Source organism: Pasteurella oralis (assembly GCF_002850605.1).
In the GTDB taxonomy this organism is placed as follows: domain Bacteria; phylum Pseudomonadota; class Gammaproteobacteria; order Enterobacterales; family Pasteurellaceae; genus Pasteurella; species Pasteurella oralis.
Genome location: NZ_NXGB01000004.1, coordinates 181,863 through 202,411 on the forward strand (window position 1 = coordinate 181,863; position 20,549 = coordinate 202,411).

At 38.3% G+C, this 20,549-nt stretch carries 22 protein-coding genes; 18 read left to right on the plus strand and 4 right to left on the minus strand.

Going from position 1 to position 20,549, the window contains the following annotated elements:
* Positions 1–30: 30 nt before the first annotated feature.
* Positions 31–1,530, plus strand: a complete 1,500-nt coding sequence (locus C0975_RS06780) for a helicase HerA-like C-terminal domain-containing protein (RefSeq protein ID WP_101775631.1) — start codon at positions 31–33, stop codon at positions 1,528–1,530.
* Between the two features lie 103 nt (positions 1,531–1,633).
* Here C0975_RS06780 and C0975_RS06785 read toward each other — a convergent pair whose 3' ends face one another.
* Positions 1,634–2,947 carry an anaerobic C4-dicarboxylate transporter gene (locus C0975_RS06785; RefSeq protein ID WP_101775632.1) on the minus strand — a complete coding sequence of 438 codons (1,314 nt, stop codon included), beginning with the start codon at positions 2,945–2,947 and terminating at the stop codon, positions 1,634–1,636.
* 210 nt (positions 2,948–3,157) lie between these two features.
* On the opposite strand from C0975_RS06785, the gene C0975_RS06790 reads away from it, so the two are divergent.
* The 6 genes from C0975_RS06790 (at position 3,158) to C0975_RS06815 (ending at position 9,776) form a co-directional block, all read left to right on the plus strand.
* Positions 3,158–3,598, plus strand: coding sequence for a rhodanese-like domain-containing protein (locus C0975_RS06790; RefSeq protein ID WP_101775633.1), 441 nt, complete (start codon positions 3,158–3,160; stop codon positions 3,596–3,598).
* A 17-nt stretch (positions 3,599–3,615) separates the two neighbouring features.
* Entirely contained in the window at positions 3,616–4,128 is a 513-nt protein-coding gene (gene secB / locus C0975_RS06795) for a protein-export chaperone SecB (RefSeq protein ID WP_101775634.1), read from the plus strand.
* A gap of 107 nt (positions 4,129–4,235) precedes the next feature.
* Positions 4,236–5,249: an NAD(P)H-dependent glycerol-3-phosphate dehydrogenase gene (gene gpsA, locus C0975_RS06800; protein ID WP_101775635.1), complete on the plus strand. Its 1,014-nt coding sequence runs from the start codon at positions 4,236–4,238 to the stop codon at positions 5,247–5,249.
* 28 nt (positions 5,250–5,277) lie between these two features.
* The gene (gene cysE / locus C0975_RS06805; protein WP_101775636.1) at positions 5,278–6,075 is read left to right on the plus strand and encodes a serine O-acetyltransferase; all 798 of its coding nucleotides are present in this window, start codon (positions 5,278–5,280) and stop codon (positions 6,073–6,075) included.
* Positions 6,076–6,135: 60 nt separating this feature from the next.
* Positions 6,136–6,954 (plus strand): shikimate 5-dehydrogenase, encoded by an 819-nt coding sequence (locus C0975_RS06810; protein WP_101775637.1) that lies wholly within the window; start codon positions 6,136–6,138, stop codon positions 6,952–6,954.
* A gap of 401 nt (positions 6,955–7,355) precedes the next feature.
* The gene (locus C0975_RS06815; RefSeq protein ID WP_101775638.1) at positions 7,356–9,776 is read left to right on the plus strand and encodes a TonB-dependent receptor; all 2,421 of its coding nucleotides are present in this window, start codon (positions 7,356–7,358) and stop codon (positions 9,774–9,776) included.
* 109 nt (positions 9,777–9,885) lie between these two features.
* On the opposite strand, the gene recQ is transcribed toward C0975_RS06815, so the two are convergent.
* Genes recQ through cyaY form a run of 3 tightly spaced genes read right to left on the minus strand, consistent with a single transcriptional unit; the run spans position 9,886 to position 12,949 of the window.
* A complete protein-coding gene (recQ, locus tag C0975_RS06820; protein ID WP_101775639.1) occupies positions 9,886–11,781 on the minus strand; it encodes a DNA helicase RecQ in 1,896 nt (631 codons plus the stop codon).
* The gene (gene pldA / locus C0975_RS06825) at positions 11,771–12,625 is read right to left on the minus strand and encodes a phospholipase A (RefSeq protein ID WP_245853325.1); all 855 of its coding nucleotides are present in this window, start codon (positions 12,623–12,625) and stop codon (positions 11,771–11,773) included. The genes recQ and pldA overlap by 11 nt, the downstream gene beginning before the upstream one ends.
* A 15-nt stretch (positions 12,626–12,640) precedes the next feature.
* The gene (gene cyaY / locus C0975_RS06830) at positions 12,641–12,949 is read right to left on the minus strand and encodes an iron donor protein CyaY (protein ID WP_101775641.1); all 309 of its coding nucleotides are present in this window, start codon (positions 12,947–12,949) and stop codon (positions 12,641–12,643) included.
* Positions 12,950–13,071: 122 nt separating this feature from the next.
* Here cyaY and lptM point away from each other — a divergent pair, with 122 nt between their 5' ends.
* From lptM to C0975_RS11275, 11 genes are all read left to right on the plus strand, one after another.
* Positions 13,072–13,191, plus strand: coding sequence for an LPS translocon maturation chaperone LptM (lptM, locus tag C0975_RS11270; RefSeq protein ID WP_143485125.1), 120 nt, complete (start codon positions 13,072–13,074; stop codon positions 13,189–13,191).
* Between the two features lie 10 nt (positions 13,192–13,201).
* Entirely contained in the window at positions 13,202–14,452 is a 1,251-nt protein-coding gene (lysA, locus tag C0975_RS06835) for a diaminopimelate decarboxylase (protein WP_101775642.1), read from the plus strand.
* 222 nt (positions 14,453–14,674) lie between these two features.
* A complete protein-coding gene (gene fabG / locus C0975_RS06840; RefSeq protein ID WP_101775643.1) occupies positions 14,675–15,403 on the plus strand; it encodes a 3-oxoacyl-ACP reductase FabG in 729 nt (242 codons plus the stop codon).
* Between the two features lie 51 nt (positions 15,404–15,454).
* On the plus strand, positions 15,455–16,699 hold the full coding sequence (locus C0975_RS06845) for a beta-ketoacyl-ACP synthase (RefSeq protein WP_101775644.1): 1,245 nt from the start codon (positions 15,455–15,457) through the stop codon (positions 16,697–16,699).
* Between the two features lie 236 nt (positions 16,700–16,935).
* The gene (locus tag C0975_RS06850) at positions 16,936–17,169 is read left to right on the plus strand and encodes a hypothetical protein (protein ID WP_101775645.1); all 234 of its coding nucleotides are present in this window, start codon (positions 16,936–16,938) and stop codon (positions 17,167–17,169) included.
* Positions 17,170–17,467: 298 nt separating this feature from the next.
* Positions 17,468–17,905 carry a hypothetical protein gene (locus tag C0975_RS06855; RefSeq protein WP_101775646.1) on the plus strand — a complete coding sequence of 146 codons (438 nt, stop codon included), beginning with the start codon at positions 17,468–17,470 and terminating at the stop codon, positions 17,903–17,905.
* Between the two features lie 12 nt (positions 17,906–17,917).
* A complete protein-coding gene (locus tag C0975_RS06860) occupies positions 17,918–18,664 on the plus strand; it encodes a beta-ketoacyl synthase chain length factor (RefSeq protein ID WP_101775647.1) in 747 nt (248 codons plus the stop codon).
* Positions 18,649–19,434: a lysophospholipid acyltransferase family protein gene (locus tag C0975_RS06865; protein ID WP_101775648.1), complete on the plus strand. Its 786-nt coding sequence runs from the start codon at positions 18,649–18,651 to the stop codon at positions 19,432–19,434. Before C0975_RS06860 ends, C0975_RS06865 begins: the two co-directional genes overlap by 16 nt.
* On the plus strand, positions 19,413–19,670 hold the full coding sequence (locus C0975_RS06870; RefSeq protein WP_101775649.1) for a phosphopantetheine-binding protein: 258 nt from the start codon (positions 19,413–19,415) through the stop codon (positions 19,668–19,670). Before C0975_RS06865 ends, C0975_RS06870 begins: the two co-directional genes overlap by 22 nt.
* Before the next feature lie 10 nt (positions 19,671–19,680).
* Positions 19,681–19,938: an acyl carrier protein gene (locus tag C0975_RS06875; RefSeq protein ID WP_101775650.1), complete on the plus strand. Its 258-nt coding sequence runs from the start codon at positions 19,681–19,683 to the stop codon at positions 19,936–19,938.
* Positions 19,938–20,549, plus strand: a complete 612-nt coding sequence (locus C0975_RS11275) for an ApeI family dehydratase (RefSeq protein ID WP_143485126.1) — start codon at positions 19,938–19,940, stop codon at positions 20,547–20,549. The genes C0975_RS06875 and C0975_RS11275 overlap by 1 nt, the downstream gene beginning before the upstream one ends.

Genomic DNA, 20,549 nt, shown 5'->3' on the forward strand with positions numbered 1-20,549 from the left:
ATCACTATTTTTTGTTTAAGGGCAACTTTTATGCAATATCTTTTATCACAAACGGAACAAGGACAACAGCTTGGTATCACTGCCAAAATGGCAAATCGCCATGGCTTGATCGCAGGTGCAACTGGGACAGGAAAAACCGTAACATTACGTACAATGGCAGAAGCCTTTAGTGACGATGGCGTGCCTGTGTTTTTAGTTGATGTAAAAGGGGACTTATCTGGTTTAGTTAAAGCAGGTCAATTTCAAGGAAAAATCGCGGAACGTATTGAACAGTTTGGTCTAGGGGGAGAACATTATTTAAATGGCTATCCTGTATCGTTTTGGGATGTGTTTGGTGAAACAGGGATTCCATTGCGTACTACGATTTCTGAAATGGGACCGCTATTATTATCTCGTTTATTGAATTTAAATGCGACACAAGAAGGTTTGTTAAATTTGGTTTTCCGTGTTGCAGATGATAAAGGGCTATTGTTGATCGATTTAAAAGATTTACGTGCTATGTTGAAATATGTTGCCGATAATGCGAAAGTCTTTCAATTAGAATACGGCAATGTATCTGCTGCTAGTGTCGGTGCGATTCAGCGTGCATTATTGGCATTAGAAAATGAAGGGGCAGCAAATTTGTTTGGTGAGCCTGCCTTAAATTTAGAGGATTGGTTACAAACTCGTGATGGGCGAGGTGTCATAAATGTCCTAAATTCAGAAAAATTAATTAATTCGCCAAAAATGTATAGTGCTTTTTTATTATGGTTAATGGCAGAATTATTTGAAAATTTACCTGAAGTAGGTGATCCAGATAAACCAAAATTTGTGATGTTCTTTGATGAGGCGCATTTACTATTTGATGGAGCACCAGCAGTATTAGTTGATAAAGTGGAACAAGTTGTACGTTTAATTCGTTCTAAAGGGGTTGGTGTGTATTTTGTGACGCAAAATCCGCTAGATTTACCAGATACCGTATTGGGACAATTAGGTAACCGTGTACAGCATGCGTTACGCGCATTTACCCCTCGTGATCAAAAAGCGGTCAAAGCAGCGGCAGAAACGTTCCGTACTAATCCTAAAATTAATGTTACAGAAACGATCACCACACTGGGTGTAGGACAAGCGTTGGTGTCTTTCCTAGATGAAAAAGGTATGCCATCACCTGTCGAAGTGGCTTATATTTTTCCTCCTCGTAGCCAGTTAAAACCTATTTCAGTAGAAGAACGCACAGCTTGGGTAAAAGATGATGAGATTTATCCGTTCTATCGTGATTTCGTGGATAATGAATCTGCTTTTGAAGTGTTGAATCAGCAGGCTGATTTAGCCGCTGTGGCACAAAAACAGGCAGAACAAGCACAAGCGGAAAAAGAAAATGGTTTAATGGGCAGTTTAAGTCGTATGATTTTTGGGACGAAAAAGCGCGGCGAAAAATTAACAGTGACTGAAGAAATTGTCAGTGGTGTTGCTAAATCAGTGGGTCGCAGCATTCGTAGTCAAGTCACCAGACAAATTATGCGTGGCATTATGGGCGCGTTGAAGAAGTAAAGTGCGGTCAGTTTTGGCAAAGTTTTGCTGCTTTTTCATAGTGGCTAAATAGCAAAAAGCGCGTTGATCAATTGATCAGCGCGCTTTTACTTTAAATGACCAGTTATAGGAATAAATTAGCAAACAGTAAACCAAATCCTAAGCTAAATGCCATGCTTAATAAACCAGGTAGCATAAAGCTGTGGTTGAAGATGAATTTACCGATGCGGGTTGTACCTGTTGTATCAAAGTCGATTGACGCAATGATTGGACCGTAGTTTGGAATGAAGAAATAACCGTTCACAGCAACGAATGTACCAATCAGAATTGGCGCAGGGATACCTAGTGCGATACCGAGTGGGAATAAGGTAGCTACTGTTGCGCCTTGGCTGTTAACTAACACTGACAGTCCAAAGAGCGCAAACGCAAATGTCCAAGGAGCGCTTTCTACTAAGTATTTTACGGCGTCTTTTACTTGGGCAAGATGTGCTTGCATTAAGGTATCACCTAACCAAGCAATACCAAAGATGGCAATCACTGCACGCATACCTGCATGGAAAACTGAGCCTTTAGTAACAGCTGTACCGTCTGGTTTACAGATAAGCATAATGAGTGCACCAGCAGATAACATCACGATTTCAATTGTGTGTGCCATACCCATTGGTTTGTTATCAAACATAGGGCGTAAGCTTGCAAAAGTCCCCATTAATACCACAAGTAATGCCGCAGTGAGGAAAATACTGACAGAAATTTTAGCTGATTGAGACACTTCAATTTCATCAATAGTGGATTGTACTTGGCTTTCTTTAACATATTCAGGATCTTGCAGTTTGGCTAAATAAATTGGGTCTTCATGTAATTCTTTACCCATCTTATTCACAAAAAGACAAGCAACGAAAAGCCCTAACACAGTCGCAGGAATAGTGACACTTAATACATTACCTAGTGTGATACCTTGTGCCTCTAAGTAGTTCACTACAGCAACTACTGCTGCAGCAATTGGACTGGCGACAATAGCAAACTGGGAAGCGATCACTGCCATTGATAATGGGCGCTCTGGGCGTACACCATTGTGGCGACTGACTTCTGCGATAACGGGCAAGACTGAATAAGCTACGTGACCAGTCCCCGCTAATACAGTGAATGTCCAAGTCACAGCGGGTGCCATAAAGGTAATATATTTCGGATTTTTACGTAAAATACGTGCCGCGATTTTGATCATATAATCTAAACCGCCTGCGGCTTGCATTGCAGCTGCAGCAGAAACGACAGCCATGATCATAAACATGACATCGATAGGTAATCCTGCTGGTTTTAAACCGAAGCCAAAAGAGAGAATAGCAAGACCTAAGCCCCCCATGACTCCAAGTCCAATACCGCCAATACGTGCACCGACTAAAATACATAGTAATACTATGCCAAATTGAATGAAGAACATAACGTATCCTTATGTTGTAAGGTTGAACAAAGATTAAGATAAGAAACTATAGGTTGTATTCATACTCGCGTAGAATCGCGCCTAATATAGCAATAAATAGGTAGGCTATCTATAATGTAGATCAATTAAAATTTGAATACTTCCTTTGAAAGATGAATAAACTGCGGTTATACTTAAGACCTCATTTTGAAACTTAACACTGAGATAAAAATGCAAGAATTTATTCCAATGGCAAAAGCCTTTGCTCAAAATCATACATTAATGGTGCTCGCTTGGGTAATGGTGTTTTTTACGGTTATTTATACTTTTTTTAAAGACTTTACATCTAAAGTGAAAGTTGTAACTAACGCAGAAGCAGTTAGTTTAATGAATAATGAAAATGCAGTTGTGGTGGATTTACGTTCAATCGATGAATTTGCTCATGGTCACATTATTAATAGCTTAAATATTTTACCCGCAGAAATTAAAAAGAATAATGTCGGTAAAATTAACCAACATAAAGACACGCCTGTCATTCTCGTTTGTGCAACAGGTATGAGTGCAGGCGCATCGGCTGAATTGCTCGTTAAACAAGGTTTTAACCAAGTTTATACATTAAAAGAAGGCATTACAGGCTGGCGCGCTGCAAATTTACCTTTAATTAAAAAATAAATCATAAGGACTTAAAAATGGCTGAAGAAAATAAAGTAGTAGAAAAAGAAGAACAAGAAGTTCAACCTGTATTACAAATTCAACGTATTTATGTGAAAGACGTGTCGTTTGAGGCACCAAATTTGCCACATATTTTCCAACAAGATTGGGATCCAAAATTAGGCTTTGATTTAAGTACAGAAGCAAAACAGGTCGGTGACGATTTATACGAAGTTTGTTTAAATATTTCAGTCGAAACCACAATGGAAAGCACAGGTGATGTTGCATTTATTTGTGAAGTAAAACAAGCGGGTGTATTCACTATTAGTGGTTTAGAAGATATGCAAATGGCACATTGTTTGACTTCGCAATGTCCAAGCATGTTATTCCCATATGCACGTGAATTGGTTTCAAGCTTAGTTAATCGTGGAACATTCCCTGCATTGAATCTTTCACCAGTGAATTTCGATGCGTTGTTTATGGACTATTTACAACGCCAAGAACAACAAGCTGAACAAAATACTGAACAAGAAAACAAAGAAGTTCATTAATCTATCTCTTTTCGCTCTCGCTTCGGGAGCGAAATTTTATCACTTACTCTAGTTAAGATGATGTCTATTTTCCTCACTCAATTCCACAATTTTGCGGGAGTATAAGTATGAATACAACTGTTGCCACTTCTCCAATTACTGTGCTTGGTGCAGGTTCGTATGGTACAGCATTGGCTATCGCATTTTCGCGAAATGGATTCCCTACTTATCTGTGGGGACATGATCCTGTACATATGCAACGTTTGAGTGAAGAACGGCAGAATAATGCCTTTTTACCGAATATTGATTTTCCTGAAGCATTGCATATTGAAGCGGATTTAGCCACAGCAATAAGTCGTTCTCGTGATTTATTAATTGTTGTGCCAAGCCATGTTTTTGGTGAGGTCATTGAGAAAATTAAGCCGTATTTACGTCCTGATCATCGTATTGCTTGGGCAACGAAAGGATTGGAGCGTGATACTGGGCGTTTATTGCAAGAAGTGATTGAAGAAAAACTCGGTACGCAATATCCATTGGCGGTATTATCTGGTCCAACATTCGCCAAAGAATTAGCTGCAGGCTTACCAACTGCAATTGCACTTGCTGCGAATAATGAGCAATTTGCTTTGGAATTTCAGGCGCGTATTCATTGTAGTAAGCATTTCCGTGTGTATATCAATCAGGACATGATTGGAGTGCAATTAGGCGGTGCGATTAAAAATGTGATCGCGATTAGCGCTGGTATGTCAGATGGCATGGGATTTGGTGCTAATGCGAGAACCGCATTGATTACTCGAGGCATTGCTGAGATTAGTCGTTTAGGCGCTTCTTTAGGTGCGAATCCAAATACTTTTATGGGAATGTCTGGTTTAGGTGATTTAGTATTGACCTGTACTGATGATCAGTCGCGTAATCGCCGTTTTGGCATTATGCTTGGGCAGGGTTTTGCTGCGCAAACTGCAATGGATAACATTGGTCAAGTGGTCGAAGGTTTTTATAATGCGAAGGAAGCTTATTTACTAGCACAGCGACAAGGTATTGAAATGCCGATTACTGAACAAGTTTATCAAGTCTTGTTCTGTGGTAAAAATGCGCAAGAAGTTGCTGCTAGCTTACTAGGACGTGAGCGTAAAGGCGAATAAGCAAGGAAGATAAAAAGCGAGGGAAAAAATGCCATTAGAAGTTTGGAATTATATTCGCCAAGAAGCAAAAGATTTAGTCGAAAATGAGCCTATTTTGGCGAGTTTTTTTCATGCAACTATTTTAAAACATCATAATTTAGGTAATGCATTAAGCTATATTTTAGCAAATAAATTAGCCAATCCGATTATGCCTGCAATTGCATTGCGCGAGATTATTGAAGAAGCCTATCAGGCTCAACCAGATATTATTGATAGTGCCGCTTGTGATATTCGAGCAGTACGCCAGCGTGATCCCGCGGTAGAATTATGGTCAACACCATTATTATATTTAAAAGGTTTCCATGCTTTGCAAAGCCATCGTATTACACATTATTTGTGGCAACAAAATCGCAAAGCACTTGCGGTATATTTGCAAAATCAAATTTCTGTCGCTTTTGATGTGGATATTCATCCTGCCGCAGAAATTGGCTGCGGTATCATGTTTGATCACGCCACAGGGATTGTGATTGGTGAAACCTCTGTGGTTGAAAATGATGTATCTATTTTGCAAGGTGTGACGTTAGGGGGAACAGGTAAAGAAACGGGGGATCGTCACCCGAAAGTGCGTGAAGGTGTGATGATAGGTGCTGGAGCTAAAATTTTAGGTAATATTGAAGTTGGACGCTATGCTAAAATTGGTGCTAATTCAGTTGTCTTACAGCCTGTGCCTGAATATGCGACTGCTGCTGGTGTGCCAGCACGTGTGATCGGACGTGATAAGCAAGCGAAGCCCGCTTTCGAAATGAACCAATATTTTAATGGTGATAATCCGAATGAAAATGAATAATGAGTAGCTGAAAGTGCGGTCAGTTTCCGCACTTTTTTGTTATATAAGGAGGTGAATAAGATGATCAATAAAGATACACAACTCTGTATTTCTTTAGCAGGTCGCCCGGGTAATTTTGGGACAAGATTTCATAATTATTTATATCAAAAGTTAGGCTTGAACTATATTTATAAAGCTTTTACGACCAACGATATTGAACATGCGGTTAAAGGTGTGCGTGCGTTAGGGATTCGCGGTTGCGCAGTGTCGATGCCCTTTAAAGAAAGCTGTATTCCATTTTTAGATGAAATATCTGCATCAGCACAAGCAATAGAGTCAGTGAATACAATTGTTAATGACAATGGTTATCTCAAAGCGTACAACACCGATTATATTGCTATTGTAAAATTAATTGAGCAGTATCAGTTAAAACCTCATGCAAGTGTGATTGTACAGGGGAGTGGCGGTATGGCGAAAGCGGTAGTGGCGGCATTTAAAAATGCTGGTTTTAAGCATTTAAAAGTGTATGCCCGTAATCGTATGACAGGTGAATACTTAGCAGATTTATATGGTTATTCGTATATTGCAAACCTAGACAACGACAGTGCGGATGTTTTAGTCAATGCGACTCCTATTGGTATGACTGGTGGCGTAGCAGCACAATCGCTTGCCTTTCCTGAATCGCTGATTAATCAAGCTAAAACCGTGTTTGATGTGGTAGCATTACCAGCACAAACATCTTTAATTCAATATGCTGAGCGACAAAGTAAACAAGTGATTTCAGGTGCTGAAGTTATTGTGCTACAAGCCGTTGAACAATTTGCGCTTTATACTTTACAACGTCCTAGTGAAGCATTAATTGTAAAAGCAGCGGAATTTGCGCGTTCAGCAACAAGTTAATTTCACTATTAATTGTAATTTTAAATGATTGTAAAGGCGTGCCGCTGTTTGTCTTATAAGCGTAGGGTAATTTCCTGCGCGATAAATTTACCGCAGTAAAATCAATTTAACTCAAAGGGGCAGAACGATTTCTGCCAAATATTGTTTTCTTTTTCACTCCATTTACCCCAACCCAATATATTCCCAGCTAGTGTACTGTCGTTGCAATGCCTTTAAAAAGTGCGGTGAGTTTTTTAACAATTTTTCTTGTTAGATAGAAAATGAAAATTTTTATCATTTTTTACTTTTCTTTTTTGTATTCAAACGGTAATATGCAAAACTTATTTTTTACAAAAAAATAAGATGGTCATTTTCTTGTAAAAAGTAACTTTCTGTTTAGGTTTAATTTCGAAGGGATTCCTATGTACCACCAACAAGTTAATTATAAATTAAAACCAATTACTGTTTTATTATCAGCGCTGTTTGCCACAAGTCCTTTGTTTGCCAATAGCCAAAATGAAGAGGTTATTTTGCTTGACGAAATTAGTGTAACCTCAAATATTGCCGTATTTTCCAGTGACCCTTTGTCAGGTTCACCAAAATTGAATGATATTGTAGTAAATAAAAAAGCATTAAAAGCACGTTCTAGCACATTAGGTAATGCATTAGCGGGGGAATTAAGTGTACATAGTAATCAATTTGGCGGTGGTGCCAGTGCTCCAGTGATTCGTGGACAGGAAGGTGTACGTTTAAAAATCTTACAAAATGGCTCTGATGTGATCGATATGTCGCAGCTATCACCAGATCATGCTATTGGTGTTGATACTTTGTTAGCAGAACAAGTTGAAATTGTACGTGGCGCTTCTACTTTGCTGTATGCTACCGCTTCTCCTGCTGGGGTAGTGAATGTCATTGACCGCCGTATTCCAACTCAAGTGCCAGAAAAAGGCTATGAAGTGGATTTAAATACACGTTACAACACCAATAGCCATGAAAAATTGGCAACAACAGGCATTAGTGCTGGTTTAGGAAAGCATATTGCATTACGTTTTGAAGGGCTTGTGCGTGATTCGGATAACTATCGTGTACCGGGCTTTAAACTTGGTCAAACCCTGAATTATGTGCCAGATACACAAAATAAAACCAAAGCAGGCAGCTATGGCATTTCTTTTATTGGTGAACGAGGCTATCTTGGCTTTGCTTATAATGAGCGCCGTGAGAAATATGGCTTGCCTGGTCATAATCATAAACTTGATAGTTGTAGTGCGCATATTTGGGGTGGGAACCTCAGACATAACTACTATTTGGGGCTTTATCCGCATTTAATGGACGATACGGATTTAGTGAACACTCACTTTCACTGCTATGGACATGAGAATGACGGTAAACATAGCCATGATAACCCTTATGGGCATGACCATGATCATACCGTTGGCGGTCCTTTCGTTGATTCACAGTCAAAACGTTATGATATTCGCGCAGAATTGAAACAGCCAATCAAAGAGTTAGACAAAGTTAAATTCAGTTATTCAGAAACCCGCTATAAACACAATGAACGAGATGCAGATATTCCAATCAATTTGTTTAAGAATAATGGCTATAATGTGCGTATTGAATTTTTCCATACACCAGTTGGCGGTCTAACAGGTGTATTGGGTGCCCAATATCAAACCCAAACTAGTAGTGCTAATATCCCCCGCATTGCGCCTTGCTCTTTGAATGCGACTCATCCTTGTCATAAAAATAAAAAGCGAGATTCACAGAAAATTAAAGAAGGAGATCGTAAACATTGGGCACTTATTGAAAATACACAATTACAAACTAGTTTCTTTGCCGTTGAGCAATTACGTTGGCAAGATTTTTTATTTGAAGTTGGATTGAGAACAGAAAAGCAAGAAATTAAAATTGAACATGATGTGGGCAGATTAGCCAAGATAAAAGAATCAGTAGAAGGTTGTAATAAAAATAGCATTTTGTATCGCCCTAGTCTTTGTAGAAAGGGAAGCTATCTCACACCAGATTTATCTACTTATAACGATAGGGCAACATCGTACTCTAGCTCTATAAATTGGGCATTTATGCCTGATTATATTTTGTCTTTTACTTATTCACATAATGAACGCCATCCGACACCAATGGAATTGTATTACCATGGTAAGCACTTAGCGACAGTTTCATTTGAGCATGGTAATCGCTATTTAAAAAAAGAAATTTCTGATAATTATGAACTCGGCTTAGCTTATTCTGATGACAAATTAAGCTACACACTGAATGTCTATTACAATGATTTCAAAAATCGTATTTTTAATCAGACATTGAGTAAAGCAGGTAATCTATCGTTAAATAGATATAGCCAATCAAAAGCGATTTATTATGGTACAGAGGGACGTATTGATTATGCATTTACTCCCGATTTAAAAATGGGATTATTTGGTGATTATGTGCGCGGTAAATTATTTGATTTACCACCAACATATATTATTGAGCATATTACACAGACAAGAACACCAGTACTACAAGCTGATCAAAATGCGCCAAGAGTACCACCTGCTCGCTTAGGCTTCAGAGCGAATATGCAAGTGACAGACAATTTAGCAAGTTCATTAGAATATACTTATGTTTATCAACAAAATAAAGTGGCACCGTTAGAAAATGCCACAGCGGCGCATAGTTTATTGAATATGGGGTTAGATTATTCTCGCACGATAGGTAAAGTGGATTATCAACTGTTTATTGAAGGTAATAATTTATTGAATCGTAAGATCTATTCACATACTTCCTTTTTACCATTTGTACCGCAAATGGGGCGTAATTTTACGTTAGGTTTGAATATTCATTTCTAAGCGAGATTCGCTCGTCTTGAAAAGCACAGTTTGTATCGGACTGTGCTTTTTTTTGTTGTCATTTTGATAAGTAAAATGTCGGCAAAACTCAGTTAAAACAGACCGCACTTTATTCTAAATTGAGTGGATGACTATTGTTAGTTAATGTACTTTTATGTTCGCGAATGAGCGCCATAAAAGGTTGGGCAAAGCGTTCTAGTTTGATTGCCCCTACTCCATTAATTTGAAGCATTTCAGCATTTGTAGTTGGCTGATATTGTGCCATTTCCTGTAAAGTTGCGTCGTTGAACACAATATAGGACGGAATGTTTTCTTTATCTGCAATTTGTTTGCGTAAAAAACGTAAACGGGCAAAGAGATCTTTATCATAGTGATTCAACGCATTTTTTTGCGGCGAAATGACAGCTTGCAGTGACGAAAGTCGTGGCATAGCAAGTTGTAGTGGTCGTTCACCACGTAAAAAAGGTTTGGCATTTTCGGTCAATTGTAATGTGGTATTGAAATGATCAAAGATTTGTTTGACTAAGCCTAAATGAATTAATTGGCGAATCACAGCTTGCCAGTGCTCTTTACTTTTATCTTTACCAATGCCATAGACACTAAGTTGGTCATGTTGGTGGTCTTTAATTTTTTGATGAGTTAAGCCACGCAATATACCAATAATATAATGCGTTCCAAAACATTGCCCTACGCGATAAATTGTTGACATCACTTTTTGTGCATCCACTAGACCATCGTATTGTTTGGGCGGGTCAAGACAAATATCACAATTTTGACAAGGGGTTTGACGATGTTCACCAAAATAATTGAGTAAGACTAAACGGCGACAAGTTTGACTTTCTGCAAACTCGCCAATCGCTTGTAGTTTGAGTTCTTCAATTTGACGTTGCGAACTTTCTGGTTTTTCTAATAAAATTTTATACAGCCAAGCATAATCCGCTGGCTCATAAAATAACACAGCTTCTGCAGGTAAATCATCACGCCCAGCTCGTCCAGTTTCTTGATAGTAAGCTTCAATACTGCGCGGTAAATCAAAGTGTGCCACAAAACGTACATTAGATTTATTAATTCCCATGCCAAACGCAATAGTCGCCACAACTACTTGGACATTATCGCGTTGAAAAGCACGTTGTACTTGCTCACGTTGACTTGCTTCAAGTCCTGCATGGTAAGCTTGAGCAGATACACCTTTATTACGCAGGCTTTCTGCAATACGTTCTACTTTATTGCGGCTATTACAATAAATAATGCCGCTCTTGCCTTTTTGTCCTAATACAAAACGGCACAATTGATCCATCGGTTTGAACTTTTCGACTAAAGTATAGCGAATATTAGGACGATCAAAACTACCAATATATACATGGGGATCATGTAAATTGAGATGTAATAGAATATCTTTACGCGTGGCATGATCGGCGGTCGCAGTTAATGCCATAATTGGTGCATTTGGGAAACAGCTTTTTAAACCGCCTAGTTGGCTATATTCAGGGCGAAAGTCATGTCCCCACTGTGAAATACAATGGGCTTCGTCAATAGCAATAAAACTGACTTGGCTATGTGAGATTAAGTGGAAGAAACTTGTGGTCATCACTTTTTCTGGTGAAACATATAACAGCTTTAAGTTACCCGCCATGATTTTATTGTGTACAGTTTGCTGTTCCGAAAAGGTCTGACTTGAATTGAGGTAGTCTGCTTCAATGCCATTAGCAAGTAGTTGATCCACTTGGTCTTTCATTAATGAAATCAGCGGTGAAATCACTAGTGTTAGCCCCTCAAAACATAAGGCTGGAATCTGATAGCATAATGATTTTCCATTACCTGTTGCCATAATGACAAGGCTATCTTTGCCTTGTAATGTAGCATCGATCACTTCTTCTTGTCCGAGGCGAAAGCTTTGGTAACCAAAAACAGAGTGCAATACATCAAGTGCGGTCTGTTTTAGTGAAACTTGCTTAAAATCGACCGCACTTTTTATGCTTTGTTGTTGTACTTCATCAGAACACATTATTTAGCGAAATACCTATACCAATGCGTTGAATATTTTTCTGATAATCGACTAAAGATTCACCATAGCCAGTGTAATATTGGGTATAGAAACGAATATTTTTAGTGATCGGATAGCTGTAGCTTGCTTCTAGTCCACCTTTATTAGAAGCGGGATTATAGTGCCCTGACAGTTTGAATTGATGATTTTGATAATAGTAGCCTACTGCTAAATCAAAGTAACTTCGATATTTGCTGATATCAGGATTATCATCATCTTTGGTTTTTTCAGGGATACGCCACCAAGGTTTGATTTCAATTGTCCAGTGATCTTTTATTGCAGAGGCTCGAGCGTAAATACGATTCCAACTACGAGAAAGCTTTTCGCGATCATTGCGACCATTCGATTGGTGATTGATACCTGTTTCAACATCCTGCATTATCCAGCCAAAAGGTAAAGCGTACTGTGTTTTCCAAGCAATAAACAACTGTGGTTCATAATTGGTTTCGCGGAACGGCGAGGATTCATTTACATTGCTTAATTGAAACCAGGATTTTTGTGTATAAGAGGCAGCTAATACGGAATCTTTACCCAAAATACCGCGCCACAGTGGCAATGCTAAACTAATTTGAAATTTTAGTTCGTCCTTACGTGTGTTGTCTTTTTTCTGGAAGTTGCCATCTGAATAAGTCGCCATCAAATAGTTTTTTTCATAGCCAAGTAAGCCAACAAAATCTTCTGATTTTGTCAGTAAGACTTGCGTTTTACTTTGATAAGGGCGAGAACTTTCAACGCCTTGCGCTAAAGCTGTTGCACTGAAAATTACACTGAGGAATCCCGTTAAAATTAGCCATTGTTGATTGATTTTCATGCTTTATCCTTAGCGAAAATGCACAGATTCTCCATGCGCAGTACAAGCTTGTTCTAAACAATCCCAAAATTTTTTGCCATCACTGCTAATCCATTCATTATTTTGAAAGCTAAAATGGAACCCGCCAACACGGCTAGCTAACCATAATTCTAATAATGGTTCTTGTTTATTGATGACAATTTGACTGCGATCTTCAAAGGTAATGCTGAAAACAGAACCTTGTATATCACAATCCACATCGCAGTCTTGCGCTTCTAATTGTTCTTCAATCGTCGCCCAAATCTGCTCAATATTTTGATGAAATTCCGTTACGTTCATAAATCCCTCTTATTCATCGTGCTAAAACTAAGGATTATAAAGATTTTCGCATTATTGTGATAGCACAAAGACAGATTTAATGGTAAAAAGTGTTGTCAATGTCAACAACAAAGGATAATAAAATGAAAAAATGGGTCTCCGCTTTCGTCTTAGCTGCACTTTGTGTCTTAACCGTGAGTTGCGGTGTAAAAGGACCGCTTTATTTTCCAGAAAAAGAGCAAGTACAAGACACAGTAAAATAGTAGGTATGCAATGGATTATTTTCAATATCAACAGCAACAATTAATGGCAGAACAAGTGCCTGTCCGACAAATTGCTGAGCAATTTGGCACACCGCTTTATATTTATTCGCGTGCCACTTTAGAACGCCATTGGCATGCTTTTGATAAGGCATTAGGTGATCATCCGCATTTGATTTGTTTTGCGGTCAAGTCTAACCCAAATATTGCGCTTTTAAATGTCATGGCACGTTTAGGATCAGGATTTGATATTGTATCGCAAGGTGAACTAGAGCGTGTACTGGTTGCAGGCGGTGAGGCAAGCAAAATCGTGTTTTCTGGGGTCGCTAAAACACATGCTGAAATTGCACGCGCTTTAGAAGTGGGGATTCGTTGTTTTAATGTTGAATCCATTGCTGAATTACAACGTATCAATCAAGTTGCAGGTGAAATGGGTAAAATTGCGCCTATCTCATTACGCGTAAATCCTGATGTAGATGCACATACACACCCTTATATTTCAACTGGTTTAAAAGAAAATAAATTTGGCGTCAGTGTCGATCAGGCTCGCGAAGTTTATCGTATAGCGAGCCAGTTACCACATATTCAAATTACAGGAATGGATTGCCATATTGGCTCTCAGTTAACTGAGCTACAACCTTTTCTTGATGCGACAGATCGTCTCATTGTGTTAATGGAACAACTAAAGCAAGATGGTATTTTACTTAGACATTTAGACTTAGGTGGCGGCTTAGGTGTGACCTATACTGATGAAACACCGCCTCACCCAACAGAATATGCTTCAGCATTATTGGAAAAATTAAAAGCTTATAACGATCTTGAAATTATTCTGGAACCAGGACGTGCTATCACCGCCAATGCAGGCATTTTAGTCACGAAAGTAGAATACATAAAAAGCAATGAAAGTCGTCATTTTGCCATTGTTGATGCGGGAATGAACGATATGATCCGCCCTGCCCTATATCAAGCTTATATGAATATTATTGAAGTTGACCGTACTTTAACTCGCCAAGCACAAGTTTATGACGTAGTTGGTCCAATTTGCGAAACTTCCGATTTTCTAGGCAAACAACGTCAATTAGCGATTGCAGAGGGGGATTATCTGGTACAACGTTCAGCAGGGGCTTATGGCGCAAGTATGTCATCCAACTATAATTCACGTTCGCGGACAGCAGAAGTGATGGTTGATGGTGATCAAGTCCACTTAATTCGCCGTCGTGAGGCATTGGACGCGTTGTGGGCATTAGAGCAGCTATTGCCTTAAGTGAGTAAGATATGGGTAAAAGTGCGGTTAATATTTTAACAATTTTAAGTTGCTCGCTTTCTATTTGGCGATGATAAATTTTGAAATCCTCGTACGTACAAAGATTGACGAGGATTTTTATTATAATTGAGCGGTATAATAAACTTGTCAATTCAAGGATAACGCAATATTGATGTATAATTATGCATTATGTGTGCTAGAAATGCGAAATAAAGGATAACAATGGCAAATACGGTTTTAATTACAGGATCAAGTCGAGGGATTGGAAAAGCAATTGCACTAAATTTAGCCGAACAGGGATATGATATTGTTGTACATTGCCGTTCTCGTATTGAAGAAGCAGAAGCAGTTGCCCAAGAAATTCGTGCATTAGGGCGACAAGCTAGAGTATTACAATTTGATGTGGCTAATCGAGCAGAGGTTGCCAAAAAATTGGTCGCAGATATAGATGAATTTGGGGCATATTATGGCGTGGTACTGAATGCAGGGCTAACTCGTGATAATGCTTTTCCGGCATTAACTGATGAAGATTGGGATTGTGTACTTCGGACTAATTTAGATGGTTTTTACAATGTGTTACACCCGATTATGATGCCAATGATTCGCCGTCGTAAAGCAGGGCGAATTGTTTGCATTACTTCAGTTTCTGGGTTAATCGGCAATCGTGGACAAGTGAATTACAGCGCATCAAAAGCTGGTATTATCGGTGCCGCAAAAGCATTAGCTATTGAACTTGCCAAACGTAAAATCACAGTAAACTGTGTTGCACCAGGATTAATTGATACTGATATTTTAGACGAAAATGTACCTATTGATGACATTCTGAAAATGATTCCTGCGCAACGAATGGGTAATCCTGATGAAGTTGCTCATGCGGTACAGTTTTTAATGGATGAAAAAGCGGGTTATATCACGCGTCAAGTGATCGCAGTAAACGGTGGATTGTGTTAGCAAATAATGTAAAAGCGAGTCTTGTATTCGCTCAGTATAAAGAGAGATAGAATGAAACGAGTTGTAGTAACAGGGATTGGCGGTATTACTGCATTTGGTCGCCATTGGTCAGAAATTAAAATGGCTTTTCAACGTAAACAAAATGCAGTGCAAACGATGGACAGTTGGGCTGATCGTTATCCTGAATTAGAAGCTCGTTTAGGGGCAATTATTGCTGATTATCGTCCACCAAAACATTGGAATCGTAAACAACTTCGTAGCCTTGGACGTGTTTCACAGCTTGTCGTTGATGCCAGTGAGCAAGCACTTGCTAATGCAAACTTACTTGATGAAAATGGCGTTATCTTGGATTATCTCAAAGATGGCAGAATGGGAGTAGCTTGTGGTTCTTCAACTGGCTCAACTAATGATATTAAAGATGCAGCAGAGCTATTAATGACAGGTAAATCAGAAGGATTCAATGCGAATACTTATGTGCGCATGATGCCGCATACCACTGCCGCAAATATTGGTATTTTTTTCGGTTTAACAGGACGCATTATCCCAACATCAAGTGCTTGCTCGTCAGGCAGCCAAGCCATAGGTTATGCTTATGAATCAATTAAATATGGGCTTATCCCGATGATGTTAGCAGGTGGTGGTGAAGAATTTTGCCCGTCAGAAGTTTATGTATTTGATTCACTCTATGCCGCTAGTCGTAAAAATGATACCCCTAAACAAACACCGCGTCCTTATGATCAACAGCGTGATGGTTTAGTCATTGGCGAAGGAGCAGGAATGTTTGTATTAGAAGAATTAGAACATGCGCTTGCACGTGGTGCCAATATCATTGCTGAAGTGGTAGGTTATGGCGCAAATAGTGATGGTAGCCATGTGACACGTCCACAAAAAGAAACCATGCAGCGCTGTATGGAATTAGCGATTAAAGATGCCGCCATTACGCCAAGCCAAATTGGCTATGTGAATGGGCATGGCACAGCGACGGAACAAGGTGATATCGCAGAAACGCTAGCGACAGAAGCTGTGTTTGGTAAAGTGCCATTAAGCTCACAAAAAAGCTATCTTGGACATACACTGGGTGCTTGTGGTGCATTAGAATCGTGGTTTTCTATTGAGATGATGAAAGATAATTGGTTTGCGCCAACGATTAATTTAAATCATGTTGATGAACGTTGCGGTCAACTTGATTACATCCAAGGTGATGGACGTGAAATTCACACAAATTATGTCATGAATAATAATTTTGCCTTCGGTGGTGTCAATACTTCGTTAATTTTTAAACGCTGGGTGGAATAAATGTAAGAGTAGGTTTGATACTCGCTCCACTCCTGAGTTGATATAGATAATAGGCAAACATAAGATTTGTCTGTGTACATACCTATTTATGAAAAGTATTTTAATTGTATCTTATTCACAAACAGGACAGCTTACTGCATAGCCAATGGATTTTAGCAAAGATATAGATCATATATTGGGCGTAAGTGGTGCCATAGAAACCGCGTTTTTAATTAATTACTTGCTATAAAGGTGACATGCCAAAATTTTGTAAAAACATACCGCACTTACCTATTATTCAAGGTGCATTACCGCTCAAAACAAAAGTACAATCTGATACTCCCCTTTCTTTAGCGTCCAATTTTAGTTCACTAAGTAAATTCAACAAAATGTTTCAGTCGTTGACTCTACAACATACAAGCCCGTTAGATTTCATGGCAAATTTAAATAATGCGGCAACATTTCAACTTACACAAAATTTAGCTATTTAAGCAATTTCGCTTTTTTGAACAGTGAATCAACATAATTATTAGCAGCCGTTGGGGTTGGCTAAGTTAGATTTTCGCTTAGCTACACATAAAATAGCATTAATTGATTGAACATTATCAAGTAAATCAGTTAGAAGACAGTTGTTGATTATTACTCAATTTAGAACCAAAACAAGCAATTGATATAGTAAAACTGTACAGCTTACATTATGAGCTGTCACAAATATGACAATCGCTACATAATCTGGTCAAAATCAGGTAAAATATCCAGAATTTTATGCTACTTTGGGGAAAGAAAAATATGAAGAATTACTTTTTACCTAGTTTATTGCTTTTAACTATGTTATCAACAGCCTGCTCAACAACAACTTTCAAAAGCACTCCTCTTAGTAAAATAAATGACTTGAAACATATTTGTATCAAAGATGCTGAGAATCCTAAGTTGCCTGAGTTTACACAATTAATTGCACAAAATTTAAAAGTCAAAGGGATTACCTCAGAAATTAGAACTGAACTTCCTCCTCGCTGTCGTTATGCACTTGCATATTCTCTTAATCAGAAAGATGGTTTAATTCATTCTGCCAAATTACGAGTAAGTGAAATGAACTATGATGAACGTACGAATTTAGGTGAAGTATCTTATTGGTTGATTGGGGAAGAGGAAAAAGCAAATGTCGCTCAAACTGGACTAAAAGGTCAAGTAGATAACATTGTGAATGAATTATTTAAATATTATTAATTTTTACTGATTATGGGTGGTACATCAATTTGTAAGTTTTCGTTCAATATTTCTCATTGGAATATTGTATGTAATAAAACATTGTCTGTTGAAGATTGGCGACAAGGTGAAACACATTGGTTGAGAAATGCAGAACAATGGGAAAATTTTAATCCTAAATTAGCTTTTTTACCGCCTTTAAAGCGTCGTCGGTTAAGTGATGCTGCGCGGCTATTTTTTGAAGCTGCGTGGCAATTAACTGAGCAGGACAATAATTTACCTGTTGTCTATGCTTCGCTTAATAGCGAGCTTAATCGTAGTTTTGCGTTATGGCAAAGCCTATTGCAAGAAGGTGATGTTTCACCAACGTCATTTAGTTTATCTGTGCACAATGCTTTAGTTGGACAGTGGTCTGAAATGCGGCAGATAAAAAATGAAACTACAGCAATAAGTGCACAAAAAGATAATCTTGAAATTGCGTTACTGGAAGCTTTTTTGTTACTTAATGATGGGCAAGAAAAAGTCCTTGTGGTGGTTGCTGAATGTCCGCCAGATAAAATGTATAATGTTCAGCCTTTTGTTCGTCCACCATTTTCCTATGCATTAGCAATGGTGGTGGAAAAAGGGCAGGATTATTGCTTAAGTTTAGACAGACAAGTTGTTACAGCTAGTGGATTAGTGGATAACGCTCTTACTTGGGTTAAAAATTATCATCTTACCCAGACGCAATGGCAAACACCAAGTAGTTGTGGGGGAGCATGGCAATGGCAGAAAAAATAGATTGGATAAAGCGCTTGCTAGGTACTTTATTTGGCTTTATTTTGTTTGGTATTGTTGGAGTCTTATTCAAAGTTATATTGTATCCTTATACGAAAAACTATCCGTATAATGATCTTACAACCCAGCTAAAAGGGCGTCAAATTGTGAGTAGCAGTTGGCGTTTTTTTATCCGTTATCTCTCTTGGGCTGGCATTTTAGAGATAAAATACCAAGGTTTTGAGCGGCTTGGGCGCGCGGGGCAGTTAGTGTTAGCGAATCATCCTTCATTATTAGATGTAGTTTTAATTTTTAGTCAAGAACCGCGTTTTAATTGTATTGTTAAAAAAGAGTTGTTGAATAATCCTGCGATGACCAGTCCAATTAAGGCTTGTGGTTTTCTACCTAATACAGAATCGGAAGCACTTTTAGAACAAAGTCACGAAGTTCTAAAAAATGAAGCGCTGCTGCTCTTTCCCGAAGGAACCCGTACAGGCTGGGATGGCGTAGTAAAATTACATCGTGGTGCGGTTTCTATAGGCTTACGAAGTGCAAAAGTGATTACTCCCCTTGTAATTAAAATGAACCCACCTAATTTAAAAAAAGGACAGCCTTGGTATAAAATTCCAAAGCACAAAATTTGCTACGAATTAATTGTGGGTGAGGATATTAATCCACAGCAGTGGTTAGCAGAGAAGCCATTACCTATCGCTTCTCGTCATTTAAATCAATATTTAGAAGATTATTTCAATTCAAAGACAAAGGATCAAAAATGGAGCTCGAATTACAATTAAAACAATTAATTATTGATAGTCTTGCACTTGAAGAAATGAGTGCAGAGGATATTGATACAAACGCACCTTTATTTGGTGATGATGGTTTAGGTTTAGATTCCGTAGATGCTTTAGAGTTAGGTTTAGCAGTACAAAAAAACTTTGGTTTACAGTTAAATAGTGAGCAGCAAAATTTACGTGAGCATTTTGAAAGTGTAGCTACGTTAGCGACATTCATCCGTTCACAACAAAGTTAAGGATTAAGTTATGACTGAACAAGAAATTCAAAAAGTATTGACTGACGCTCTTGTATCTTTATTTGAAATTGACGCAGCTAAAATTACGCCTGAAACACACCTTTATCAAGATTTAGAAATCGATAGTATTGATGCAATTGATTTGATCGATTATATCAAACGCCAGACAGGTTATAAGTTACAGGCTGAAGATTTTCGTAATGTGCGTACAGTTAAAGATGTCATAGAGGCGGTAAAGAAAATCAGTGTTAATGATCATTCTGTGTAATGAACAGTATCCAACAAATTAAACAATTATTGCAACAGCATAGCTGGGTGAATGATTGTATTATCCGTATTCAACAGGATCAATTATGGGCGTTAGTTGAATTATCCACATCAGGTATCTCTGTATTTAGAGAACAAGGTAGAAAAAGTGTGGTAAATCAGCTTTGTTCTGATTTTGAATCTGTCGCCATACCATGGGTATGGCGCTTTGTTGAAAAACTGCCTCAACAGCAAGATTTTGATGTATTTATAGACAGTTTTTCCCCTATATTAACGCCTTCTTGGACGAATTATACTTCACAAGACAATGTATATCTTTTAAGTGGAAAAGTACCTCTTGATTTGCATTATTTTGAAGGGCATTTTGCTCATTTTCCATTAGTCCCAGGTGTGATTGAATTGCAATGGGTCAATGAGCAAATCACACGTCTTTTTGATTTTAAGCGCAACATATTACGAATTGATAATTTAAAGTTTCAGAAATTTTTGCGTCCAAATGACGAAATGTTGTTAACTTTAAAATGGGAGGCAACAAAGAATCGAATAGCCTTCCAACTTAAAACAGAGGGTGAAATGTGTGCCAGTGGTTTGATTGTATTTGCTGACGAGTAA

Coding starts and splice junctions, on each gene's coding strand:
- C0975_RS06780 (WP_101775631.1), top strand. CDS start 31: ATGCAATATCTTTTATCACAAACGGAACAAGGACAACAGCTTGGTATC.
- C0975_RS06785 (WP_101775632.1), bottom strand. CDS start 2,947: ATGTTCTTCATTCAATTTGGCATAGTATTACTATGTATTTTAGTCGGT.
- C0975_RS06790 (WP_101775633.1), top strand. CDS start 3,158: ATGCAAGAATTTATTCCAATGGCAAAAGCCTTTGCTCAAAATCATACA.
- secB (WP_101775634.1), top strand. CDS start 3,616: ATGGCTGAAGAAAATAAAGTAGTAGAAAAAGAAGAACAAGAAGTTCAA.
- gpsA (WP_101775635.1), top strand. CDS start 4,236: ATGAATACAACTGTTGCCACTTCTCCAATTACTGTGCTTGGTGCAGGT.
- cysE (WP_101775636.1), top strand. CDS start 5,278: ATGCCATTAGAAGTTTGGAATTATATTCGCCAAGAAGCAAAAGATTTA.
- C0975_RS06810 (WP_101775637.1), top strand. CDS start 6,136: ATGATCAATAAAGATACACAACTCTGTATTTCTTTAGCAGGTCGCCCG.
- C0975_RS06815 (WP_101775638.1), top strand. CDS start 7,356: ATGTACCACCAACAAGTTAATTATAAATTAAAACCAATTACTGTTTTA.
- recQ (WP_101775639.1), bottom strand. CDS start 11,781: ATGTGTTCTGATGAAGTACAACAACAAAGCATAAAAAGTGCGGTCGAT.
- cyaY (WP_101775641.1), bottom strand. CDS start 12,949: ATGAACGTAACGGAATTTCATCAAAATATTGAGCAGATTTGGGCGACG.
- lptM (WP_143485125.1), top strand. CDS start 13,072: ATGAAAAAATGGGTCTCCGCTTTCGTCTTAGCTGCACTTTGTGTCTTA.
- lysA (WP_101775642.1), top strand. CDS start 13,202: ATGGATTATTTTCAATATCAACAGCAACAATTAATGGCAGAACAAGTG.
- fabG (WP_101775643.1), top strand. CDS start 14,675: ATGGCAAATACGGTTTTAATTACAGGATCAAGTCGAGGGATTGGAAAA.
- C0975_RS06845 (WP_101775644.1), top strand. CDS start 15,455: ATGAAACGAGTTGTAGTAACAGGGATTGGCGGTATTACTGCATTTGGT.
- C0975_RS06850 (WP_101775645.1), top strand. CDS start 16,936: ATGCCAAAATTTTGTAAAAACATACCGCACTTACCTATTATTCAAGGT.
- C0975_RS06855 (WP_101775646.1), top strand. CDS start 17,468: ATGAAGAATTACTTTTTACCTAGTTTATTGCTTTTAACTATGTTATCA.
- C0975_RS06860 (WP_101775647.1), top strand. CDS start 17,918: ATGGGTGGTACATCAATTTGTAAGTTTTCGTTCAATATTTCTCATTGG.
- C0975_RS06865 (WP_101775648.1), top strand. CDS start 18,649: ATGGCAGAAAAAATAGATTGGATAAAGCGCTTGCTAGGTACTTTATTT.
- C0975_RS06870 (WP_101775649.1), top strand. CDS start 19,413: ATGGAGCTCGAATTACAATTAAAACAATTAATTATTGATAGTCTTGCA.
- C0975_RS06875 (WP_101775650.1), top strand. CDS start 19,681: ATGACTGAACAAGAAATTCAAAAAGTATTGACTGACGCTCTTGTATCT.
- C0975_RS11275 (WP_143485126.1), top strand. CDS start 19,938: ATGAACAGTATCCAACAAATTAAACAATTATTGCAACAGCATAGCTGG.